Annotated in this window: 18 protein-coding genes; 13 read left to right on the top strand and 5 right to left on the bottom strand. The window is 72.7% G+C overall.

Annotated features, from left to right (window positions below):
- The first annotated feature begins 39 nt into the window (after positions 1-39).
- The 3 genes from aztD (at position 40) to ACWD38_RS17125 (ending at position 2,137) form a co-directional block, all read left to right on the top strand.
- Positions 40-1,203 (top strand): zinc metallochaperone AztD, encoded by a 1,164-nt coding sequence (aztD, locus tag ACWD38_RS17115; RefSeq protein ID WP_184478651.1) that lies wholly within the window; start codon positions 40-42, stop codon positions 1,201-1,203.
- 145 nt (positions 1,204-1,348) lie between these two features.
- Positions 1,349-1,645: a hypothetical protein gene (locus ACWD38_RS17120; RefSeq protein ID WP_184478650.1), complete on the top strand. Its 297-nt coding sequence runs from the start codon at positions 1,349-1,351 to the stop codon at positions 1,643-1,645.
- 198 nt (positions 1,646-1,843) lie between these two features.
- Entirely contained in the window at positions 1,844-2,137 is a 294-nt protein-coding gene (locus ACWD38_RS17125) for a hypothetical protein (RefSeq protein WP_184478649.1), read from the top strand.
- Positions 2,138-2,161: 24 nt separating this feature from the next.
- Here ACWD38_RS17125 and ACWD38_RS17130 read toward each other — a convergent pair whose 3' ends face one another.
- From ACWD38_RS17130 to ACWD38_RS17140, 3 genes are all read right to left on the bottom strand, one after another.
- On the bottom strand, positions 2,162-2,959 hold the full coding sequence (locus ACWD38_RS17130; protein ID WP_184478648.1) for a DeoR/GlpR family DNA-binding transcription regulator: 798 nt from the start codon (positions 2,957-2,959) through the stop codon (positions 2,162-2,164).
- A 136-nt stretch (positions 2,960-3,095) separates the two neighbouring features.
- Positions 3,096-4,451, bottom strand: coding sequence for a GntT/GntP/DsdX family permease (locus ACWD38_RS17135; protein WP_450124408.1), 1,356 nt, complete (start codon positions 4,449-4,451; stop codon positions 3,096-3,098).
- Complete coding sequence (locus ACWD38_RS17140) at positions 4,451-5,839, bottom strand: homoserine dehydrogenase (RefSeq protein ID WP_184478646.1); 1,389 nt, start codon at positions 5,837-5,839, stop codon at positions 4,451-4,453. Before ACWD38_RS17140 ends, ACWD38_RS17135 begins: the two co-directional genes overlap by 1 nt.
- Before the next feature lie 296 nt (positions 5,840-6,135).
- Between ACWD38_RS17140 and otnK the strand changes: the two genes are divergently transcribed.
- Positions 6,136-7,392, top strand: a complete 1,257-nt coding sequence (gene otnK, locus ACWD38_RS17145) for a 3-oxo-tetronate kinase (RefSeq protein ID WP_450124409.1) — start codon at positions 6,136-6,138, stop codon at positions 7,390-7,392.
- Positions 7,389-8,027, top strand: coding sequence for a class II aldolase/adducin family protein (locus ACWD38_RS17150; protein WP_184478644.1), 639 nt, complete (start codon positions 7,389-7,391; stop codon positions 8,025-8,027). The genes otnK and ACWD38_RS17150 overlap by 4 nt, the downstream gene beginning before the upstream one ends.
- Before the next feature lie 395 nt (positions 8,028-8,422).
- Here ACWD38_RS17150 and ACWD38_RS17155 read toward each other — a convergent pair whose 3' ends face one another.
- Both ACWD38_RS17155 and ACWD38_RS17160 read right to left on the bottom strand, forming a co-directional pair.
- Positions 8,423-10,762: a GH92 family glycosyl hydrolase gene (locus tag ACWD38_RS17155; protein WP_450124410.1), complete on the bottom strand. Its 2,340-nt coding sequence runs from the start codon at positions 10,760-10,762 to the stop codon at positions 8,423-8,425.
- 533 nt (positions 10,763-11,295) lie between these two features.
- The gene (locus ACWD38_RS17160; RefSeq protein WP_184478642.1) at positions 11,296-11,901 is read right to left on the bottom strand and encodes a TetR/AcrR family transcriptional regulator; all 606 of its coding nucleotides are present in this window, start codon (positions 11,899-11,901) and stop codon (positions 11,296-11,298) included.
- A 55-nt stretch (positions 11,902-11,956) separates the two neighbouring features.
- Between ACWD38_RS17160 and ACWD38_RS17165 the strand changes: the two genes are divergently transcribed.
- The 8 genes from ACWD38_RS17165 (at position 11,957) to ACWD38_RS17200 (ending at position 18,188) form a co-directional block, all read left to right on the top strand.
- Positions 11,957-12,040: a putative leader peptide gene (locus ACWD38_RS17165; RefSeq protein WP_416309450.1), complete on the top strand. Its 84-nt coding sequence runs from the start codon at positions 11,957-11,959 to the stop codon at positions 12,038-12,040.
- Positions 12,041-12,123: 83 nt separating this feature from the next.
- Positions 12,124-12,660, top strand: a complete 537-nt coding sequence (locus ACWD38_RS17170; protein ID WP_184478641.1) for a DUF4242 domain-containing protein — start codon at positions 12,124-12,126, stop codon at positions 12,658-12,660.
- Positions 12,661-12,663: 3 nt separating this feature from the next.
- Positions 12,664-13,743 (top strand): hypothetical protein, encoded by a 1,080-nt coding sequence (locus ACWD38_RS17175; RefSeq protein ID WP_450124411.1) that lies wholly within the window; start codon positions 12,664-12,666, stop codon positions 13,741-13,743.
- Entirely contained in the window at positions 13,719-14,462 is a 744-nt protein-coding gene (locus tag ACWD38_RS17180; protein WP_450124412.1) for an ABC transporter ATP-binding protein, read from the top strand. Before ACWD38_RS17175 ends, ACWD38_RS17180 begins: the two co-directional genes overlap by 25 nt.
- Complete coding sequence (locus ACWD38_RS17185; RefSeq protein ID WP_450124413.1) at positions 14,459-15,640, top strand: ABC transporter substrate-binding protein; 1,182 nt, start codon at positions 14,459-14,461, stop codon at positions 15,638-15,640. The genes ACWD38_RS17180 and ACWD38_RS17185 overlap by 4 nt, the downstream gene beginning before the upstream one ends.
- Positions 15,637-16,440 carry an ABC transporter permease gene (locus ACWD38_RS17190; protein WP_450124414.1) on the top strand — a complete coding sequence of 268 codons (804 nt, stop codon included), beginning with the start codon at positions 15,637-15,639 and terminating at the stop codon, positions 16,438-16,440. The genes ACWD38_RS17185 and ACWD38_RS17190 overlap by 4 nt, the downstream gene beginning before the upstream one ends.
- Complete coding sequence (locus ACWD38_RS17195; protein WP_450124415.1) at positions 16,440-16,613, top strand: hypothetical protein; 174 nt, start codon at positions 16,440-16,442, stop codon at positions 16,611-16,613. Before ACWD38_RS17190 ends, ACWD38_RS17195 begins: the two co-directional genes overlap by 1 nt.
- Positions 16,614-16,655: 42 nt before the next feature.
- Positions 16,656-18,188 (top strand): alpha/beta hydrolase, encoded by a 1,533-nt coding sequence (locus ACWD38_RS17200; protein WP_450124416.1) that lies wholly within the window; start codon positions 16,656-16,658, stop codon positions 18,186-18,188.
- Positions 18,189-18,353: the final 165 nt, after the last annotated feature.

Below are 18,353 nucleotides of genomic sequence, written 5' to 3' on the forward strand. Positions count from 1 at the left end.
ACCGGAACCGCTGCACGGCACAAGAGAAGAGGAACATCCATGCCCACCACGAGGACCGCCGCCAAGACCGGCGTCGCGCTCGCCACCGCCGCGCTCGCGCTCAGCGCCTGCGCGTCACCCGAACCGCAGCCGCAGGCCGCACCCACCGGACCCGCCGTGGCGGAACCGGTGGTCGCCACCTACGACGGCGGCATCTGGGTGCTCGACGGCCGCACCCTCCAGGTCGCCGCCGACATCCCGCTGGACGGCTTCAACCGCCTCAACCCGGCGGGCGACGACGAGCACGTGGTCGTGTCCACCTCCGACGGGTTCCAGCTGCTCGACGCCGCGCACCCCGCGCTGACCGACGTCACGTTCCCCGGCGCCAAGCCCGGTCACGTCGTGCGCCACGCCGGGCGCACCGTGCTGTTCAGCGACGGCACCGGCGAGGTCACCTCCTTCGACCCGAAGGAGCTCGGCGACGGGAAACCCGCCACCGAGCAGCACAAGACCGCCGAGCCGCACCACGGCGTCGCCGTCGAACTCGCCGGTGGCGAACTGCTCACCACACTCGGCAACGAGGACGAGCGCGTCGGCATCGTGGTGCTCGACGAGAACCGCGACGAGATCGCGCGCAACGAGGACTGCCCCGGCGTGCACGGCGAAGCCGCCGCCCAGGGCGACGCGATCGTGGTCGGCTGCGAGAACGGCGCGGTCGTCTACCGGGACGGCGCCATCACGAAGGTCACCAGCCCGACCGAGTACGGCCGCATCGGCAACCAGGCCGGCTCCGAGCACTCCCCGATCGTGCTCGGCGACTACAAGGTGGACGAGGACGCCGAACTGGAGCGCCCCGAGCAGGTCTCGCTGATCGACACCACGACCGGGAAGCTGCGGCTGGTCGACCTCGGCACCAGCTACACCTTCCGCTCGCTGGCGCGCGGGCCGCAGGGCGAGGCCCTCGTGCTCGGCACCGACGGCGGTCTGCGCGTCATCGACCCGGCCAGCGGACGCATCGTGAACACCATCCCCGTCACCGGCTCCTGGCAGGAACCGCTGGAGTGGCAGCAGCCGCGTCCCGCGCTGTTCGTGCGCGGCGGCACCGCCTACGTCACCGACCCGAACCGCAAGGAGATCCACGCGGTCGACCTGGCGACCGGCGAGAAGACCGCCACCGGCACCCTGCCCGCCGCCCCGAACGAACTCAGCGGCGTCGTGTCCTGACCTCCCGGCCCCGCCGCCCAGATCGTGCGATGCGGGCGGCGGTCGCCGAGTTGCTGACATATGCGTGGTGGCTAATGTGATGGGGACCGCGAGGTTGCTCCACCTGGCGGTGCCGACCGACCGAAACGCAGCAGCGAGGTTCCTCATGACGACGGCTCACGCCCAGCACGCCGACCACCCGCACGCGCACGGGCCGGACTGCGGGCACACCGCGGTGCCGCACGGTGATCACACCGACTATGCGCACGACGGTCACCTGCACCGGGCCCACGACGACCACTACGACGAATGCGAACCGTCGGAGCACGTCGCCCACGACGGGCATTCCCACGAGCACGGGGCGGACTGCGGCCACACCGCCGTGCAGCACGGCGACCACACCGACTACCTGCACGACGGCCACCGCCACGCCGCCCACGGCGATCATTACGACGAGCACTGAGCACTGAACCCATCCGGCCGGTCGAGTTCGCTCGATCGGCCGGATTCTTCGTGTCCACCCCGTTTGGGCCGTTCAGGTGCTTCGTGCCATTCCCCCGACCTCCCGCGATCGAATTCGGCAAGATTCCCCGTGGAGCCGGAGAAACGGCTCCACGGCGCAGGAATCCGCCGCTGGGGGACCTACACCGCAGGGGGAATCATGAGCAGGACGACGCGGCGCATCGCCGCTTCGCTGGTGACGGTGGCAGCCGCGAGCATGCTGTCGTTGGCGGCGGCCGGACCCGCGCAGGCGACCGCGAAGGGGTGCGCCGCCTACCTCCACGACCAGGGGTACACCGTGGGACCGAAGGTGGAGAACGCCTGTTCGCTGGGTTCGCAGGGCGGCGGATCGCAGGCTTTCAAGAAGTGCTTGCACGACCTCCTCACCATCGAGGTGAGCAGGCCGCATGCCGAACTCGCCTGCAAGATCGCGGGCGATCCGAACACCGCCTGACGCCGCAGGCCCACGAGCCCGCAGCTACCCCTCCGGGCTCGCCAGGCGCAGATCGGTGCCCTCCGCCCGGATTCCCTCCGCGGCGGCGTCGGCCAGGGCTGCGTCGGTGATCACCTCGTCGAAGGCGGTCAGCGGCGCGACCTTGTAGCGGCCGAACACGCCGTACTTCGAAGAACCCGCCACCAGCAAGGACTTCGACGCGGCCGCCATCGCGGCGTGCTTGACCTCCACCTTGCGCTCCGACGGCGTGGTGACCCCGCGCAGCAGGTCCCAGGAACTCGCGCTCACGAACGCCACGTCCAGCGCCAGCTGCCGCAACGTCAACGCCGCCAGCCGCCCGACGCTGGAGCGGTTCGCGGGTTCGACGAGGCCGCCGAGGTGGATCACGTCGAGGTGGGTGGCCGGCAACAACCGCTCCACGGCGGTGAAATCGTTGGTGACCACGGTGAGTTCGGCGTGCTCCACCAGCAGCGGGATCATCGTGAGCATCGTGGTGCCCGCGTCGAGGTAGACCGTCATGCCGTCGCGGACGTGGCGGGCGGCGTCCCGCGCCATCGCCTGCTTCTCGGGCTGCTCGGTCACCGACTTCGCCTGGAACGTCGGCTCGGCGTGCACCTGGCTGGCGATGCGCGCGCCGCCGGGCACCGAGAACACCAGGCCCTGGCGTTCCAGTTCGGCGAGGTCGCGGCGCACCGTCATGTGCGAGATGCCGAACAGCTGGGTGATCTGCTGGACGCTGAGCACCCCTTCCCGCCGCAGGTGCTTGACCAGCTGCTCGCGGCGCTGATCAGGAATGAGCGGCGGGTTCTCCGACGCGTCCATGCCCCACTCCCCGTTCGTCGCGAACCGATCGCTCCCATTGTCGCCACCGCCCACCGGCGGCTTCCCGGAGCCCACCGCTGCCCGTTCAGGTGAACACCTCCTCCGCCCACGTTCACGGGCGGAGGAGGCGTTCACGTCAGGAGACGAGGGCGCTGAGCAGCAGCACGCCGCCGAGGCTCAACAGCGACTGCAAGGAGAGCATCAGCGTCCAGGTCCGGAAGGTCTGCGACACGCTGAGCTGGAAGTACTCCTTGAACAGCCAGAACCCGGAGTCGTTGACGTGCGAGAGCATCACGGCACCGGACGCGGTCGCCAGCACCAGCAGTTCCGGCGACAACCCGGGGTACGCCGCGACCAGCGGAGCCACGATGCCGGTCGCGGCGGCGGTGGCGACCGTCGCCGAACCGAGGCAGATCCGCAGCAGCGCGGCCACGGTCCACGCCAGCAGCAGCGGCGGCACCGCCCAGTCGACGGCGTACTGCGTGATCAGCTTGTCGACCTCGGTGGCCGACAGCATCTCCTTGAGTCCTCCGCCAGCGCCGAGGATCAGGATGATCGCGCCGACGGGCCCGAGGCCCTTCGCGGCCATCTTCTGCAACTTCGCGAACCCGAACCCGGATCGCACGCCCAGCGCGAAGAACGCGAACACGACCGCCGCCAGCAGCGACAGCACCGGCGTGTCGCACGCCTCGAACAGCACGTTCGCCCAGGTGCCCGGCGCGGTCATCGAAGTGCCGAGGGTGCCGATGAGCATCAGGCCCGCCGGGAGCACCACGGTGATCAGCGCCAGCACCAGCGACACGGGACGGCGCAGTTCTCCCTCGGCGGGACCGGGGTCGGGCACCGGGCTCTTGTCCAGGTCGGGCGCGGGGCCGAACCAGCGGGCCAGCAGCGGCGTCAGCACCGGGCCGCAGATGATCGCCACCGGGATGGCGATGACCAGGCCGAAGAAGATGGTCATCCCGGTGTTGGCGTCGTAGGCGGCGACCGCCAGCGTCGGCGCCGGGTGCGGCGGCAGCAGGCCGTGCGAGACGTAGAGCCCGGCCGCCATCGGCAGCCCGACGAACAGCAGGTGCGAGCCGGTCCGCTTGGCCACCGCGTACACCAGCGGCACCAGCATCACGAAGCTGACGTCGAACAGGTGCGGCATGCCGATCAGCAGCGCGGCGGCGGCGATCGCCGCGGGGATCCACTTCACGGGGCGGGTGCCGATGAACGCGGTCGCGATCCGGTCCGCTCCACCGGATCCGAGCAGGATGCCGCCGAGGATGGTGCCCAGGCCGATGACGGGCCCGGTGTCGCTGAGGGCGTCGCCGAATCCGGTCTGGAAGTGCTCGGCGGTCTCGCCGGGCGCGATGCCGTTGGCGAAGCCGAGCCCGAGCGCGGCGATCATCAGCGCCAGGAACGGGTGCAGCTTCATCTTCGTGATCAGCACGATCAGGACGACGATCGCACCTGCCGCCAGCAGCAGCGGGGTGAGCTCGGCGCTCATCAGGCGACCTCCCTAGCCCACTCGCCGCCCAGGTTCCAGGCCTCGACGAGCGCCGGGTCCGGGTTCGCCAGGTCGGACAGGGTGATCAGTTCTCCGGCGGCGACGTCGCGGCCCAGCTCGGCGTGCGCGGCGAGGTACAGCGGAGCGACGTCGGCGGGGGCGTCCTCGTCGCGCAGCAGGACGGCCTGCACGCCGGTGACGTCGTGGTGGTGCCCGCCCATGTCGAGCACGGTGCCGGCGGCGAGGTCGCGCTGGGCGCGTCCGGCGAGCACCGCGTGCCTGCCCGGCGGTGCGGCGTCCGGCGTCCGGCCGTGCGCGGCGATGGCGAGCAGCGTCGCCGGGGTCTCGACGCCCATCAGGTGGTACGGGAGGTAGACGGTCGCGTAGCGCCCGTCCTCGCTCACCACGTGGCCCTTCTCGGCGAGGATGCGCCAGGTCTCGGCGTCGTTGGTGCGCAGCACCACGAACTCGCCACCGGCGAACGAGGCCTCGTCGGGCAGGCGCAGCGCGCTGAACACGTCGACCGCGCCGGTCTCGTGCAGCACGCCGCCGTGCTCGCGCAGCGAGTAGATGTCGGCGAGCTCCGCGATCCGCGCGACCGGGTAGTGCAGCCGTTCCACGTCGGGCCGGAAGCCGGTGTTGTTGGCGACGACGGCCATTTCGCAGTAGTCGGCGGTCGCGCCGGTGGGCAGTGCGGCGACGGCGTCCGCGCGGGCCGCGAGGGTGCCGCGCACGTCCTCGCCGAGGGTGAGCAGCTCGCCGATCGCCGGAGCGGGCACGGTCCGGTCGAGCTGGGTCACCGTGCCGGTCGCCGGGTCGAAGACCAGGTCGTACTCGCTGGACTTGCCGATGGCCACGACGTCCATGCCCAGCAGCCGCGCCCAGTCGAGCAACCGGATGAGGTTGCCGGGCTGGTCGCCTTCGGCGGGGGCGTAGACGACGTCGTTGTCCGCGGCCAGCCTCGCCAGGTGCAGGCCGGCGACGGAGTCGACCTCCTTGCTGACCATGGCCACGTGCCTGCCCGCGGTGAGCGCGGCGCGGGCCATCGCGTAGCCGTGGGCGGGGCTGCCGGTGGCTTCGACGAGCACGTCCCACTGCCCGGCGCCGAGCAGTTCCTGGTCGGCGACGAGCGCGATGTGCCCGGCGGCGGTGGCCGCGGCGGTCTGCTCGGCGTCGGTGCAGGTGCGCAGCCGTTCGGGCGCGTAGCCCAGTTCGAGGCACAGCGCGTGCAGCCGGGGCACGTCCACGTCGCACAGCACGGCCGGGGCCAGCGCGGGGATCAGCAGGGTCTGCGCCAGCAGGGTGCGGGCGAATCCGCCTGCCGCTCCGGAGAGCGCGTAGCCGACGGGCCTGCCGCCGGTGCCCGGTGGGCGTGGCTGCACGTTCATGGGTCTCCTCGTTGAGTCCTCGCGTCGTTGAGCGCTGGCTCGGTGGCGCGATGGCCGATCCGGTCAAGTCCGACATCACACGGTTTAACAGAACATATTCACAGGTTCACATCAGAGTCAAGCGTGCTAACATTTTTTCACGGAGGCGGATCGGCTCGTCCTCTTCCCCCGACGAGGACGACGCCCCCGCGCGAACGTGGCCGGACACCAGGACCGGCCCCACTCTGCACGTCCGCGCCCCGCGGACGACCGACGACCCGCCCGCACCCGCGGGCGCACCGCGACCGGGAGGACGCATGCCGCTGATCGGCGCGATCGCCGACGACTTCACCGGGGCGACCGACCTCGCGACGATGCTGGTCTCCCGCGGCTTCCGCACCGCCGTGGTGATCGGCACGGCCGCCCCCGCCGAGCCGCTCGACGAGCTGGACGCGGTGGTGGTGGCGCTGAAGTCGCGCACCGCCCCCGTCGACGACGCCGTGCGCGACTCCCTCGCCGCGCTGCGCGCCTTGCGGACGGCCGGGTGCGAGCGGATCTACGTGAAGTACTGCTCCACGTTCGACTCCACGCCCACCGGCAACATCGGCCCGGTGGTCGACGCCGTGCTCGACGAACTCGGCGCCGACCGCGCCGTCGTGGTGCCCTCGTTCCCGGCCACCGGCCGCACCGTGCACCGCGGGCACCTGTTCGTCGGCGACCAGCCGCTGGCGGAGAGCCCGATGCGCGACCACCCGCTGACCCCGATGCGGGACTCGAACCTGCTGCGGCTGCTCGCCCCGCAGACCCGCCGCCCGGTGCGGCTGATCGGCCACGACGTGGTGCGGGCCGGAGCCGACGCGGTGCGCGACGAGCTCGCCGGAACGGGATCGGCGCTGGTGGTCGTCGACGCCGCCACCGACGCGGACCTGAAGACGATCGCCGCGGCCACCGCCGAGGACCCGGTGCTCACCGGCGGCGCGGGGCTCGCGCTCGGCCTCACCGGCCCGCACCCGGACAGCGCCCGCGCGAGCTCGGCAGGCGCGGGCCCCGCGGTGGTGCTCGCCGGTAGTGCCTCGGCGGCGACCCGGAACCAGGTGACGCACGCGAAATCCGCGCTGCCCCACCGCAAGCTCGACATCGCCGCGCTGCGCGCGGACTTCGACGCCGCCGTCGCCGACCTGGTCGAGTTCGCCCGCGCCCGGTGGGCGGCGGACCCCGACCTGCCGCCGCTGATCTACGCGGTCGGCGTGGGCGACGAACTGGAAGCGGCGACGCCGGAGGGCGCGACCCCGGCGGGGGAACTGCTGGAGCGGGCGCTGGCGCGGTGCGCGAGCGAGCTGGTCGCGCTCGGCGCGCGGCGGCTGCTCGTCGCGGGCGGCGAGACCTCCGGCGCGGTGGTGCTGGCGCTGGGCGCGACGGCGCTGCACGTCGGCGCCCAGATCGCCCCGGGCGTGCCCTGGTGCCGCACGGAGTCCCATGTGGACGGACAGGATCGCCCGGTGGACGTGGCGTTGAAATCGGGGAACTTCGGAGGGGTCGACATCTTCACCACGGCTTGGGACGCGCTGTCATGAGCAGGACGCGGAAAGAACTCGTCGCCGCAGGGGCCAGGCTCGCCGCCCTCGGCCTGAGCCCCGGCTCGTCCGGCAACCTCAGCGTGCGCGTCGGCGACCGGATGCTGCTCACCCCGACCGGTGCGGACCTCGCCGAACTCGACCCCGAGGCGCTCTCCGAGCTGTCGCTGCACGGCGAACACCTCGCGGGTCCCCGGCCGTCGAAGGAGTTCCCGCTGCACGGCGCGTTCTACCGCCGCGATCCGGGTACGGGCGCGGTCGTGCACCTGCACTCCCGCAACGCGGCCGGGGTCGCGTGCCTGGCGCCGTGGTCGCCGCGCAGCGCGATCCCGCCGCTGACCCCGTACTTCGTGATGCGCGTCGGCCAGTCCCCGCTGATCCCCTACGCCGCGCCCGGTGATCCGGCGCAGGCCGACGTGCTGGAAGCGCTCGACTTCGACTTCCGCGCGGCGCTGCTGCAGAACCACGGGCCGATCACCTCGGGCGCGACGCTCGCGGCGGCGGTGGACGCGGCGGTGGAGATCGAGGAGGTCTCGGCGCTGCTGCTGCGCCTGGGCTCGCACCGGCCGCGCCTGCTGGAGCCGGAGCAGATCCGCGAGCTCACGGCGAAGTACGGCACCACCTGGGACGGCTGACGACGCCGGGCTGCCCGCCTCGACGAGCAGGCACGGCCGTCACGTGCCCGGGGTGATTTCGACGCCACCGCACCAGATCCGGCGCAGCGCACGGGTCGCGCGGACGTCGGCCGGCGGGTCCCCGTGCCCCGTTGTACCGGCGCTGGAGCACCCCGGCCGGACTGGTGCTGGACGCGCTGACCGACCCGGCCACCGGCTTCGCCGTCGCCCCGGCGCCGGAGGCCGGTTCGCTGCGCGGCGACCCGGTGGCGGTGCTGACCGGTTTCGCCCGTGCGCTCGACGAGGTCCTGCTCCCGGGGCTCGCGCCGCGGGCCAGAACGGACCGAGGCCCCCGGCGTGAACCGGGGGCCTCGGATCCCTTCCGCGGCAACGGAGTCAGACCGTCCTGTTCGGACTCACTCGCCGGGTGCGCCGAAGGACGGCGGGGCGTCCTCCGGTGCGCTGCCCCACTCGGTGTTCGGCTCGGCGCCGAGGGCGTAGTCGAGCGTGCCGCCCTCGTTGACGAACTCCTCCGACAGCCACGCCTTCCCGCTCGGGGCGCCGTTGACCGCCAAGCCCTGCACGTACTCGGTGTCCCGCGAGGCTTCCGGAGCGTTGACCTCGATCGTCCTCCCGTCGCCCCGGTCGATGCTGATCGACGAGAACAGCGGGCTCGCCAGCACGAGCTCGGCCCGGCCCGGCGCCTCCGGGTACATGCCCAGCGACGCCCACACCGCCCAGGACGACATCTGTCCGAGGTCGTCGTTGCCGACGAGCCCGTTGGGCTCCGCGCTGAACAGGTCGGTCAGCGCGCGCCGCACCACGTCCTGCGTCTTGTGCGGCTGCCCGGCGTAGGCGTACGCCCAGGGGGTGTTCGCCGACGGCTCGTTGCCGAGGTAGGCGTTGGCCTTGTCCGGCCCGCCGTTGAGCTCCGCGAAGAACTCGTCGAGCCGCCCGGTGACCGCCTCGTCGCCGCCCATCCGGTCGAACAGCTCCCGGTGGTTGAACGGCACCATCCAGGTGTACTGCGCGGCGTTGCCTTCGACGTAGCCGTCCTGCTGGGCCAGGTCGAACTCGGGCCAGGAGCCGTCGGCCGCGCGGGGCTGGATCCAGCCGCTGTCCGGGTTGAGCAGGTTCTGCCAGTTCTGCGCGCGGGCCTGGAACTCGTCGTGCGTCGCGCCCTGGCCGATGCGCTGGGCGAACTGGGCCACCGCGAAGTCCGCGGCGGTGTACTCCAGGGTCGTCGACACCGATCCCCACGATTCCTCGTCGTCGGCGGCGATGTAGCCGAGCGACCCGTACTGGTCGTGCGCGGGCCGTTCGTCGGAGTTCGACGCGCCCGCCACCATCCGCTCCAACGCCTGGCCGGTGTCGAAGTCGGTGGCGCCGAAGGCGTGCGCGCTCGCGATCATGATCGGCAGCGGGTCGCCGGTCATCACGCCGGTGCCGCCGTTGGCGACCGTCCAGCGATCGAAGTACCCACCCTGGGCGGACTGGTTCACCGCGGACTGGGCGATGTCGGAGGCGATGTCCGGCGCGATCAGCGACACCAGCTGCATCTGCGAGCGGTACACGTCCCAGCCGGAGTAGTTCGCGTACTGGGCGTGGCCCGGTTCGGCGCTGCGCACCTGCCCGTCGAAGCCGGTGTACTCGCCGTTGACGTCGCTGAAGACGTTCGGGTGCAGCAGCGAGTGGTAGAGCCCGGTGTAGAGGCGCCGCTTGTCCTGCTCCTCGCCGCCGCCGACGTCGATCCGGCCGAGCATGTCGTTCCAGGCCGCCCTGGTGCCGTCGCGAACTTCGCCGAAGCCGCGCTCGCCGAGTTCCTCGGTGGCGTTGGCCTTCGCTCCGTCGAGGCTGACGAAGGACATCCCGACGCGCGCGGTGACGGTGCGGTCGGCGCCGGGGTCGAAGGACACGAACGCCTGCGCGCCGTCGTCCCGCGGAGCAGGCCGACCGTCCTCCGCGGGGGCGGCACCCCTGGCCGATCCGGTGATCTCCTTGGTCGACGGGTCGACCTGGCCGTCGCGCACGACGCCGCTACCGGTGAAGTCCTTGTCGAACTCGGCGTGGAAGTAGATGCGGTACTTGTTGCTCCCGCCGCAGAATCCGCCGCCGTCGGTGTAGCCGCTGATGCTGTTGCCCTCGACGGTCAGCGATCCGGAGGCGTCGTTGAACGCCTTCGCGGCGTCGACCGACAGCGACGCGGTCTGCCCTTCCGGATAGGTGAACTTCGCGATGCCCGCCCGCTGGGTCGCGGTGAGCTCGGTGCGCAGGCCGTTGTCGAAGGTGACGTCGTAGGCGCCCGGTGACGCGGACTCGTTCTCGTGCGAGAACGCGTAGTCCTGCGCCGGGGCGTCGCCGAGCACCGGCAGGAACGGGATGTTGCCGAAGTCCCCGCAGCCCGCGCCGGAGAGGTGGGTGAGGCTGAAGCCGCGGATCCGGTCGTCGTCGTACTGGTAGCCGCCGTGCTGGTATTCGGCGGTGTCCGGGCTCCACTGCATCATCCCGAACGGCGCGACGGCGCCCGGGAAGGTGTTGCCCGCACCGCCGCCGTGACCGAAGTCGGGGCCGCCGACCTGGGTTCCGGTGAACGGGTTGACGTACTGCGCGGGATCTTCGACGTCGGGCGCGGCCGGGGCCGCGGCCACCGCCGGGACGGCCGCCGCGGGCAGGGCCAGCGCGGTGACCAGCCCGACCGTGGTGACCAGCACCGATCGGTATCGGCCGGATGTGCGTCTGCGCCTGGATGTGCGCATCGTGCTCCTCTCCCTGGTGACGGGACGACGGGTTGAGGCGAGGCGGCGGGAGCGTTCGGCGCGGAAATCGCGGAACCGGAATTCTCCGCCGGATCTCGGGTGTTCCACTGCCGACGACGGAAAGGCGTCGACGCCATTCCGGCAGGCGTGCTCACGACTCGTGAACGAGGCGAACTCGACGCCTTTTCCGCGGACCGCTCCCGCGAGGAGGCGGGAACGGGTTCAGCGGATTCCGTTCTCGCCGGAGCGGACGCGAACCCTGCTCCGGCCGCGGCAACGCCACGAGGAATCTCCGCCGGCAGCGGGAAGAAGAGCCCGAAACGCGCACAGATCCCCCATGACAACGTTGTCCAATGCGGTGATCACGACGGTACCGATCGAGCGCGGAGGCGGCAATGCCGATTCCCGCCGAATGGTCCGGACCAGCCGTTTCTCGCGGCTTTTCCATCCGTTCAGGGCAATCCCGGCGAGACGCTCACACATTTACCAGAAGAACCGGCGGCGGAATTCTTCACCGCGCGGCCGGGGACAATTCACCGGGCCCGGCCGCGCGACGCGGTCCAGCCCTGCGCGCCGTCCAGCAGGCTCGCCGCGAGTTCTTTGCCGAGCTCGATCGGGGCGGTGCTGCGGCTGAACTTCGAGCCCGCGACCGCGCCGTCGTAGAGCAACCGGACGCGTTCGGCCACGCCCTCGACGTCCGAGGCGCCGGTCTGCTCGACGAGGTCCACCAGCAGCGCGTGCAACCAGGCGCGGTGCCGGTCCACGGCGGCGCGGGCGGGATGTCCCGGGTCGGGGAACTCAGTGGCGGCGTTGAGGTACAGGCAGCCCCGGAACCGCCGGGCGACCGCCGCTCCGTGCGCCAGGTCGAACAGGGCGAGGATCTTGTCGCGCGGAGTGTCGAGGCCCGCGGTGGCCTTCTCCCACTTCCGGCGGTCGGCGTCGTCCTGGTCGTCGAGGTACGCCGCGACGAGCGCGTCCTTGGAACCGAACGCGTGGTACAGGCTGGCCCGCGCGACACCCGCCTCCGCGATCACCCGGTCGATCCCGACCGCCCGGATCCCCTCCCGCACGAACAGATCGCCTGCCGCCTCCAGCAGCCGCTGGGCGGGCGCGGTCCCGCCTGATCGCGTGGTGGCCATGGCCACACCGTAACACCAATAGACAGACCGATCCGTCTGGTCCTAGGGTGGGGCCATGCCACGTTCGGAGCTCGTGCGGCGACTGCAGGTGGACCTGCTTCGCGTCGCCAGCGCGGTCTGTCCTGCTCCCCTGGCCTGAATCTCCCCTTTTCCGCGGCAGTTCCGCGACGGCTGAGAGCCGTCCGCCGCCGCATGTCCCGAGCCAGTTCCGGAGGCTTCGCCATGTCCTTGTACCTGTACGAGATCGTGCCCACCGACAGCGCCCGCCCGGAGACGGAGAAGCTGCTCAGCGCCTTCGACGCCGCCGCCCGCACCGCAGGCGGCGAAGTGATCGAGTCCCAGGTGACCGGCTCGCTGGACCGGGTGTTCGTCGTGGTGGAGGCCGCCGACGACGCCGATCTCGGCAGCGCGCTGAACACCGAGCGCCTCCCCGAGGTCGCGGAGCTCTCCGGCCCGCACCTGGTCCGCCTGGTCGGCGCCGAGCTCGCCGACGTGAAGGCCGCCCGCCCGGAGGCCGGTTACCTCGTCGAGTGGGACTTCCCCGCCGACCTGGACATGGACACCTACCTGGCGAACAAGAAGGCCAAGGCGCCGAAGTACGCCGAGGTCCCCGAGGTCACGTTCCTGCGCACCTACGTGCGCGAGGACATGGCGAAGTGCCTGTGCTTCTACGACGCCCCCGACGAAGACGTCGTCCGCAAGGCCCGCGACGTCGTGAGCACCCCCATCGACCGCCTGCACACCCTGGATCGGGGCTGAACCATGACCTCCGCGCACACCGCCGCGCGCGTCGCGGCGCCCACCGGCTACCCGGAGCGCGCGGCCGTCGCGGAGTTCTTCACCGCGCAGGCCGGTGAGCTGGACCGGGGCGGCTGCGACGTCCGCCCCGGGCTGCGCTTCCTCGGCGAACTCGGGCTGCTCGGACTCGGCGCCCCGGACAACGCGGGCGACGAACTGGCGACCATGCTGCTGGTGGTCGAGGACGTCGCCGCGAGCTGCATGAGCTCCGGTTTCTCGTTGTGGGCGCAGCGCATGGTCGTCGAGTACCTCGCTCGCGGGGCCACCGGCCCGGAGCTGGACGGCGAGCTCGCGGCGCTGCGGGACGGTTCCCGGATCGGCGTCACCGCGATGGCCCCGGCGATGAAGCACGTCGCCGGGCTCGAACCCGTCCCGGTGATCGCCGAGCGCACCGCGGACGGCGTGCGGCTCGACGGTCCGATCCGCTGGGCGTCGAACCTCTTCGACGACGCGCTGGTCGTGGTGCCCGCCCGGTTCGCCGACGGCGGCGGGCTGATCGCGGTGCTGCGCATCGACGATCCCGGCGTGACCGTCCACGACGCGCCGGAGCTGCTGGCCCTGGGCGGCACGCGGTCGTCCTCGGCGACGCTCACGGGGGTCGAGGTGCCCGCCGAGCACGTGCTCAGCGAGGACCTCACCGGGTTCGTGCGCTCGGTGCGCCCGACGTTCCTGCTGGTGCAGAGCGCGTTCTGCGCCGGGCTCGCCGGAGCGTCCCGGCGGTGCTCGGCGGAACTGCTGGACGGTTTGAACGCCGAGTTCGGTGCGGACTTCGCCGAGCTCGCCACCGATCACGACTCGGTGCGCGCCCGGCTGTTCGACTTCGCCCGCGCGCCGCGCCACCCGTCCGCCGCGGACCTGCTGCGGCTGCGCCTGGACGCCGCGCGCGTCGCGGGCGCGGCGACCAGGCTGGAGTCCGCCGTCACCGGCGGTCGCGGCTACGTCGCGACGAGCGCGACGAGCCGCCGGCTGCGCGAAGCGGCCTTCCTCCCGATCCAGGCTCCGACGGAAGGGCAACTGCGGTGGGAACTTTCACGGTCCGCCTGACCGGAGCGGACAAGTCCTACGGCCACGGCCCGCGACGACGCAGCGTCCTCAGCGGACTCGAACTGGCGGTGCGGGACGGGGAGTTCCTGGTGATCCTCGGGCCAAGCGGCTGCGGCAAGTCCACCTTGCTGCGGGTGCTGGCCGGGCTGGAATCCCTCGACGGCGGCTCCGTGCAGTGGTCCGGCGGTGACGTCCGGCCGCCGATCGGCGCCGTGTTCCAGCAGCCGCACCTGATGCCGTGGCTGACCGTGCGGGACAACGTGCTGCTCGGCGGGCGCTACCGCGCCAACCGGGACCGCTTCGCCCCCGTCTGGGCCGACGAGCTCGTGTCCCGGCTCGGCCTGGCCGAGCTCGCGGACTCCTACCCGGACCAGCTCTCGGGCGGGCAGGCGCAGCGCGTCGCGGTGGCGCGGGCCGCGGCGATCGAACCGGCGTTGCTGCTGCTCGACGAGCCGTTCAGCGCGCTCGACCCGGCCGCGCGCGACGACCTGCGGCGCTGGGTGCGGTCGACCACCGACGACTTGGCGCTGACCTCGGTGCTGGTGACCCACGACGTGGACGAGGCGCTGCTGGTCGGCGACCGCATCGCGATGCTCGACGGCTCCGGCGGCGTGGCCCAGGAGTGGTCGAACGCGCCGGGCAGCATCGACGGAGCGCTGCGCGACGAGCTGCTGGCGCGGTACCCGGCGGGCCCGGTCACCGCGGGGGCGATCCGATGAGCTCGTCGTGGAGCCGTCGCTCGCTGCTGCTCGGCGCGGGCGCGCTCGGGGCGGCGGCCGGGATCGGCGCCACCGCGGACCTCGGTCTGCACGCAGCCCAGCACCGCGACGCCTCGTCGGCGGCCATGCGGATCGGCTACCTGCCGATCACCGACGCCGCGCCGCTGCTCGTCGCGCACGGCAGCGGACTGCTCGACGCCCACGGCACCGGGGCGCAACGTCCCGTGAAGTTCCGCAGCTGGGCCTCGCTGGCCGAAGCGTTCCTGACCCGCCAGGTCGACGTGGTGCACCTGCTGATGCCGTTCGCGGTGCAGCTGCGCTACTCGATGGGTACCGCGTGCCGGGTGCTGGCGTGGAACCACACCAACGGCTCCGCGCTGACCGTGCACCGCTCCCTCGACCGGATCGAGCAGCTCGCCGGGCGCAAGGTCGCCATCCCGTTCTGGTGGTCCATCCACAACATCGTGCTGCAGCGGATGCTGCGCGCCGCCGGGCTCACGCCCGTCGTGCGCCGCCAGCCCTCGGTCTCGGACGGGACGGTGGAGCTGGTGGTGATGAGCCCGTCGGACATGGTTCCCGCGCTGGACAACGGTTCCGTCGGCGGCTTCATCGTCGCCGACCCGTTCAACGCGATCGCGGAGATCAAGGGCGTCGGGCGGATCCTGCGCTTCGTCGGCGACGTGTGGCGCGATCACGCCTGCTGCGTGGTGCTCGCCCACGAGGACTTCGTGCGCGCCGCCCCGGATCGGGTGCAGGGGTTGGTCGACGCGCTGGCGCTGTCGCAACTGGGGCTCGCGCGGGACCGGCAGGCCGGGGCGAAGGCGCTCACCGGCGGCAAGTACCTGCCGCAGCCGCTGAAGGCGGTGACGAAGGCGTTGAACTACCCGCCCACCGACTACGTCGAGCGCGGCGCGCTGCGCCACCCGGGCTGGGCCGGTCAGCGCATCGGGTTCCAGCCGTTCCCGTTCCCCGGTTTCACCGCCGAGCTCGTCGCGTCCATGCGGGACACGGTCGTCGACGGCGACACCGGGTTCCTCACCGGCCTCCGTCCTGAGGAGGTGCACGGGCAGCTCGTCGACGACCGGTTCGTGCGCAGCAGCCTGGACCGCTTCGGCGGTCTCGGCGCGTTCGGCCTGCCCGACTCCCTACTCCGCCGCGAAGAGGTGAACCCCGCATGATCGCGACTTCCCCGCGCGGAGCCGAGGAGACCGCTCCGCAGTCCTCGACCGACGGGCGGCTGCTGCGCCGCGCCGGCCCGCCGCTGGTCGCGGTCCTGGTCGCCGTCGCGCTGTGGTGGCTGGTGACCGACGTGCTCACCGGCGACCGCTTGCTGTCCTCGTTCGCCCCGCAGCACGCGGTGCCCGCCGTGGGCGAGCTGCTGGCGCGGGGCGTGCTGCTGCCGGACGTGGCGGCGAGCCTGTGGCGGCTGCTGCTGGGCATGCTCATCGCCGCCGTCATCGGCATCCCGGTGGGGCTGCTGGTGGGGTCGCTGGACGTGGTGGAACGCGCCACCCGCCCGGTGTTCCAGTTCCTGCGGATGATCTCGCCGCTGTCCTGGGCGCCGATCGCGGTGGCCGTGTTCGGCATCGGCCACCGGCCGGTGACGTTCCTGGTCGCGGCGGCGGCCGTGTGGCCGATCGTGCTCAACACGGCGGCGGGCGTGCACGCCGTGTCCCCCGGCCACCTCCAGGTGGCGCGCTCGCTCGGCGCGAGCCGGTTCGAAGTGCTCACCAGCGTGGTGCTGCCGACCGCGCGCGGCCACGTGCTGACCGGGCTGCGGCTGGCGCTGGGCATCGCGTGGGTCGTGCTGGTGCCCGCGGAGATGCTGGGCGTGGATTCCGGGCTGGGCTACCAGATCCTGAACTCCCGCGATCAGCTCGCCTACGACCAGGTGATGGCGGTGATCCTGGTGATCGGCGTGCTCGGCTACGCCCTCGACGCCCTCGCCCGCACCGTCCTGCGCCCCCGCCGGGGCTGATGGCGGGGCGGCGCGCCGACGTCTCCTGGAGGTCGCGCGCCGCCGTCGAGTCCGTCGCCGCCGCGCACGAGACGCTGCCGCGGGCCCGCACGCCCCATCCGATCCGGGCCGACTGCGCCCACCGGCCGGACCGCGCGCACGTCGAGCTGATCCGTTCCCCGGCCAGCCGATGATCTTCGGCTTTCGCGGACGCGGCGGCGTGGGACGATCTCGGAATGACCAGGTCTTCGTGGCGGGGCGCAGGATCGGGGCTGCTGCGGTGGTCGTACGTCGTCGTGGTGGTGCTGCTGCTCGGAGCGGGGCTCGGGCCGGCTCGGGTGGATTCGGGCGTGGTCCGCACGACGACCGTCGTCGACGGCGTGCCGGTCGACCTGGTGCGTCCCGCCGGTCTGAGCGCCGGGAAGGCTCCGGCGGTGGTCGTGGCGCACGGGTACGCCGGGAGCCGTCGGCTGATGGCCGACTGGGGCACGACGCTGGCCCGGTCGGGATTCGTCGTCGCGCTGCCGGACTTCGCCGGGCACGGGGCGAACCGGACGCCGCTGCCCGACGGCTCCGCGCGGGAACCCCGGCTCGCGGCGGACCTGACGGCGACCGTGGGCCTGCTGCGCCGGACGCCGGAGGTCGATCCGGGCCGGATCGGACTCGCCGGGCATTCCATGGGAGCGGGGGCGGTGCACCGGTTCGCCGCGGAACATCCGGAGATCGCGGCGACGGTGGCGATCTCGCTGCCCGGCGCCGGCGCCCCGCCCCAGGACCCGGCGCTGCCGGAGGACCTGCTCCTGCTCACCGGACGGTACGAGTTCCCGGCGTTCCACCGGGCGTCCGAGGACGCGCGGCGGCACCCTTTTCCCGGCTCGCTCGGCGGAGATCCCGCGGTGGACAACGCTCGGCGGGCCCGCACCGTCGACGGCACCGAGCACATCACGATCCTCTTCGCGCCTCAGGCGCATGCGGAAGCCGCGAGTTGGCTGCGCGCGTCGCTGCACGCCACCACCGCACCGGTCGGGAACGCGGCCGGTGAACGGGTGCTCGCCGCCGCGCTGCTCTGGGGGGCTTTCGCGATCGGCTTCCTGCCCTTCGCGCGCATGCTCTTCCGCCCGGCGCCTTCGGATGGAGCGCGTGCGGCTGGGCCGACTCGGATCGCCGGTGCGGTCGCGGCCGGAACCGCCATCGCCGTCGCCGGTTCCGCGCTGGTCCCGGCCGGATGGTCGCCGCTGGCGGTCGGCGGCGAGGTCGGCTGGTTCCTCGCGCTGTTCGGGCTCGGCAGCGGACTCGCGTTCACACTGGTCGCACCGGAACCTGTCCGATGTGGACGACCGCGCACGCCGTGGAGGTCGGCGGCGGTCACCTGCTACGCGGTGCTCGCGGTCGCCGTGCCCATCGGATTCGGCCTGGCCGAGCCGATCCCGCACGGTCCGCGCTGGTGGTGGGCACCGCTGGTCGTCGCCTGCTGCGGTGTCGCCTGCGCGGCGGCGGAGTTCCTGGTCCGCGGCCTGCACGGGTGGCGACGGGACGGCGCGCGGGCGGCGGCGCTGGGCGCCGCGCTGCTCGGCATCGGCTTCGCGGCGATCGCGGGCGTCCTGCCGAGCTTCGTGCTGCTGATCGCGCCGCTGCTCGGGGCGTTGCTGCTCTGGCACCTCGCCTGGGCCGCGCTCCTCGCCAGGAGCAGCGCCCCGTGGTGGCTCCCCGCCGTCGTGGGCGGCGTGCTCCTCGGCTGGCCGCTGGCCGCGGTGAGCCCCCTCATGTGAGCGAACGGAGCGCGGAACCCGCCCTGCCGTCGCAGGCCCCGGTGCGGCCGATCGCCGCCCCGCGATCAGGGGCACGCGCCGCCGCGTACCGGCTCGACCAGTCATCTCGGACCGGGGCAGCACGGCAGCAGGTCGGTCCGCGCAAGAGGAACAGGGGCTCACCGC

This window comes from Saccharopolyspora sp. NPDC002578 (assembly GCF_053592695.1).

Excerpts from the sequence above, each read along its gene's own strand:
- aztD (WP_184478651.1), top strand. The coding sequence starts at position 40 with ATGCCCACCACGAGGACCGCCGCCAAGACCGGCGTCGCGCTCGCCACC.
- ACWD38_RS17120 (WP_184478650.1), top strand. The coding sequence starts at position 1,349 with ATGACGACGGCTCACGCCCAGCACGCCGACCACCCGCACGCGCACGGG.
- ACWD38_RS17125 (WP_184478649.1), top strand. The coding sequence starts at position 1,844 with ATGAGCAGGACGACGCGGCGCATCGCCGCTTCGCTGGTGACGGTGGCA.
- ACWD38_RS17130 (WP_184478648.1), bottom strand. The coding sequence starts at position 2,959 with ATGGACGCGTCGGAGAACCCGCCGCTCATTCCTGATCAGCGCCGCGAG.
- ACWD38_RS17135 (WP_450124408.1), bottom strand. The coding sequence starts at position 4,451 with ATGAGCGCCGAGCTCACCCCGCTGCTGCTGGCGGCAGGTGCGATCGTC.
- ACWD38_RS17140 (WP_184478646.1), bottom strand. The coding sequence starts at position 5,839 with ATGAACGTGCAGCCACGCCCACCGGGCACCGGCGGCAGGCCCGTCGGC.
- otnK (WP_450124409.1), top strand. The coding sequence starts at position 6,136 with ATGCCGCTGATCGGCGCGATCGCCGACGACTTCACCGGGGCGACCGAC.
- ACWD38_RS17150 (WP_184478644.1), top strand. The coding sequence starts at position 7,389 with ATGAGCAGGACGCGGAAAGAACTCGTCGCCGCAGGGGCCAGGCTCGCC.
- ACWD38_RS17155 (WP_450124410.1), bottom strand. The coding sequence starts at position 10,762 with ATGCGCACATCCAGGCGCAGACGCACATCCGGCCGATACCGATCGGTG.
- ACWD38_RS17160 (WP_184478642.1), bottom strand. The coding sequence starts at position 11,901 with ATGGCCACCACGCGATCAGGCGGGACCGCGCCCGCCCAGCGGCTGCTG.
- ACWD38_RS17165 (WP_416309450.1), top strand. The coding sequence starts at position 11,957 with ATGCCACGTTCGGAGCTCGTGCGGCGACTGCAGGTGGACCTGCTTCGC.
- ACWD38_RS17170 (WP_184478641.1), top strand. The coding sequence starts at position 12,124 with ATGTCCTTGTACCTGTACGAGATCGTGCCCACCGACAGCGCCCGCCCG.
- ACWD38_RS17175 (WP_450124411.1), top strand. The coding sequence starts at position 12,664 with ATGACCTCCGCGCACACCGCCGCGCGCGTCGCGGCGCCCACCGGCTAC.
- ACWD38_RS17185 (WP_450124413.1), top strand. The coding sequence starts at position 14,459 with ATGAGCTCGTCGTGGAGCCGTCGCTCGCTGCTGCTCGGCGCGGGCGCG.
- ACWD38_RS17190 (WP_450124414.1), top strand. The coding sequence starts at position 15,637 with ATGATCGCGACTTCCCCGCGCGGAGCCGAGGAGACCGCTCCGCAGTCC.
- ACWD38_RS17195 (WP_450124415.1), top strand. The coding sequence starts at position 16,440 with ATGGCGGGGCGGCGCGCCGACGTCTCCTGGAGGTCGCGCGCCGCCGTC.
- ACWD38_RS17200 (WP_450124416.1), top strand. The coding sequence starts at position 16,656 with ATGACCAGGTCTTCGTGGCGGGGCGCAGGATCGGGGCTGCTGCGGTGG.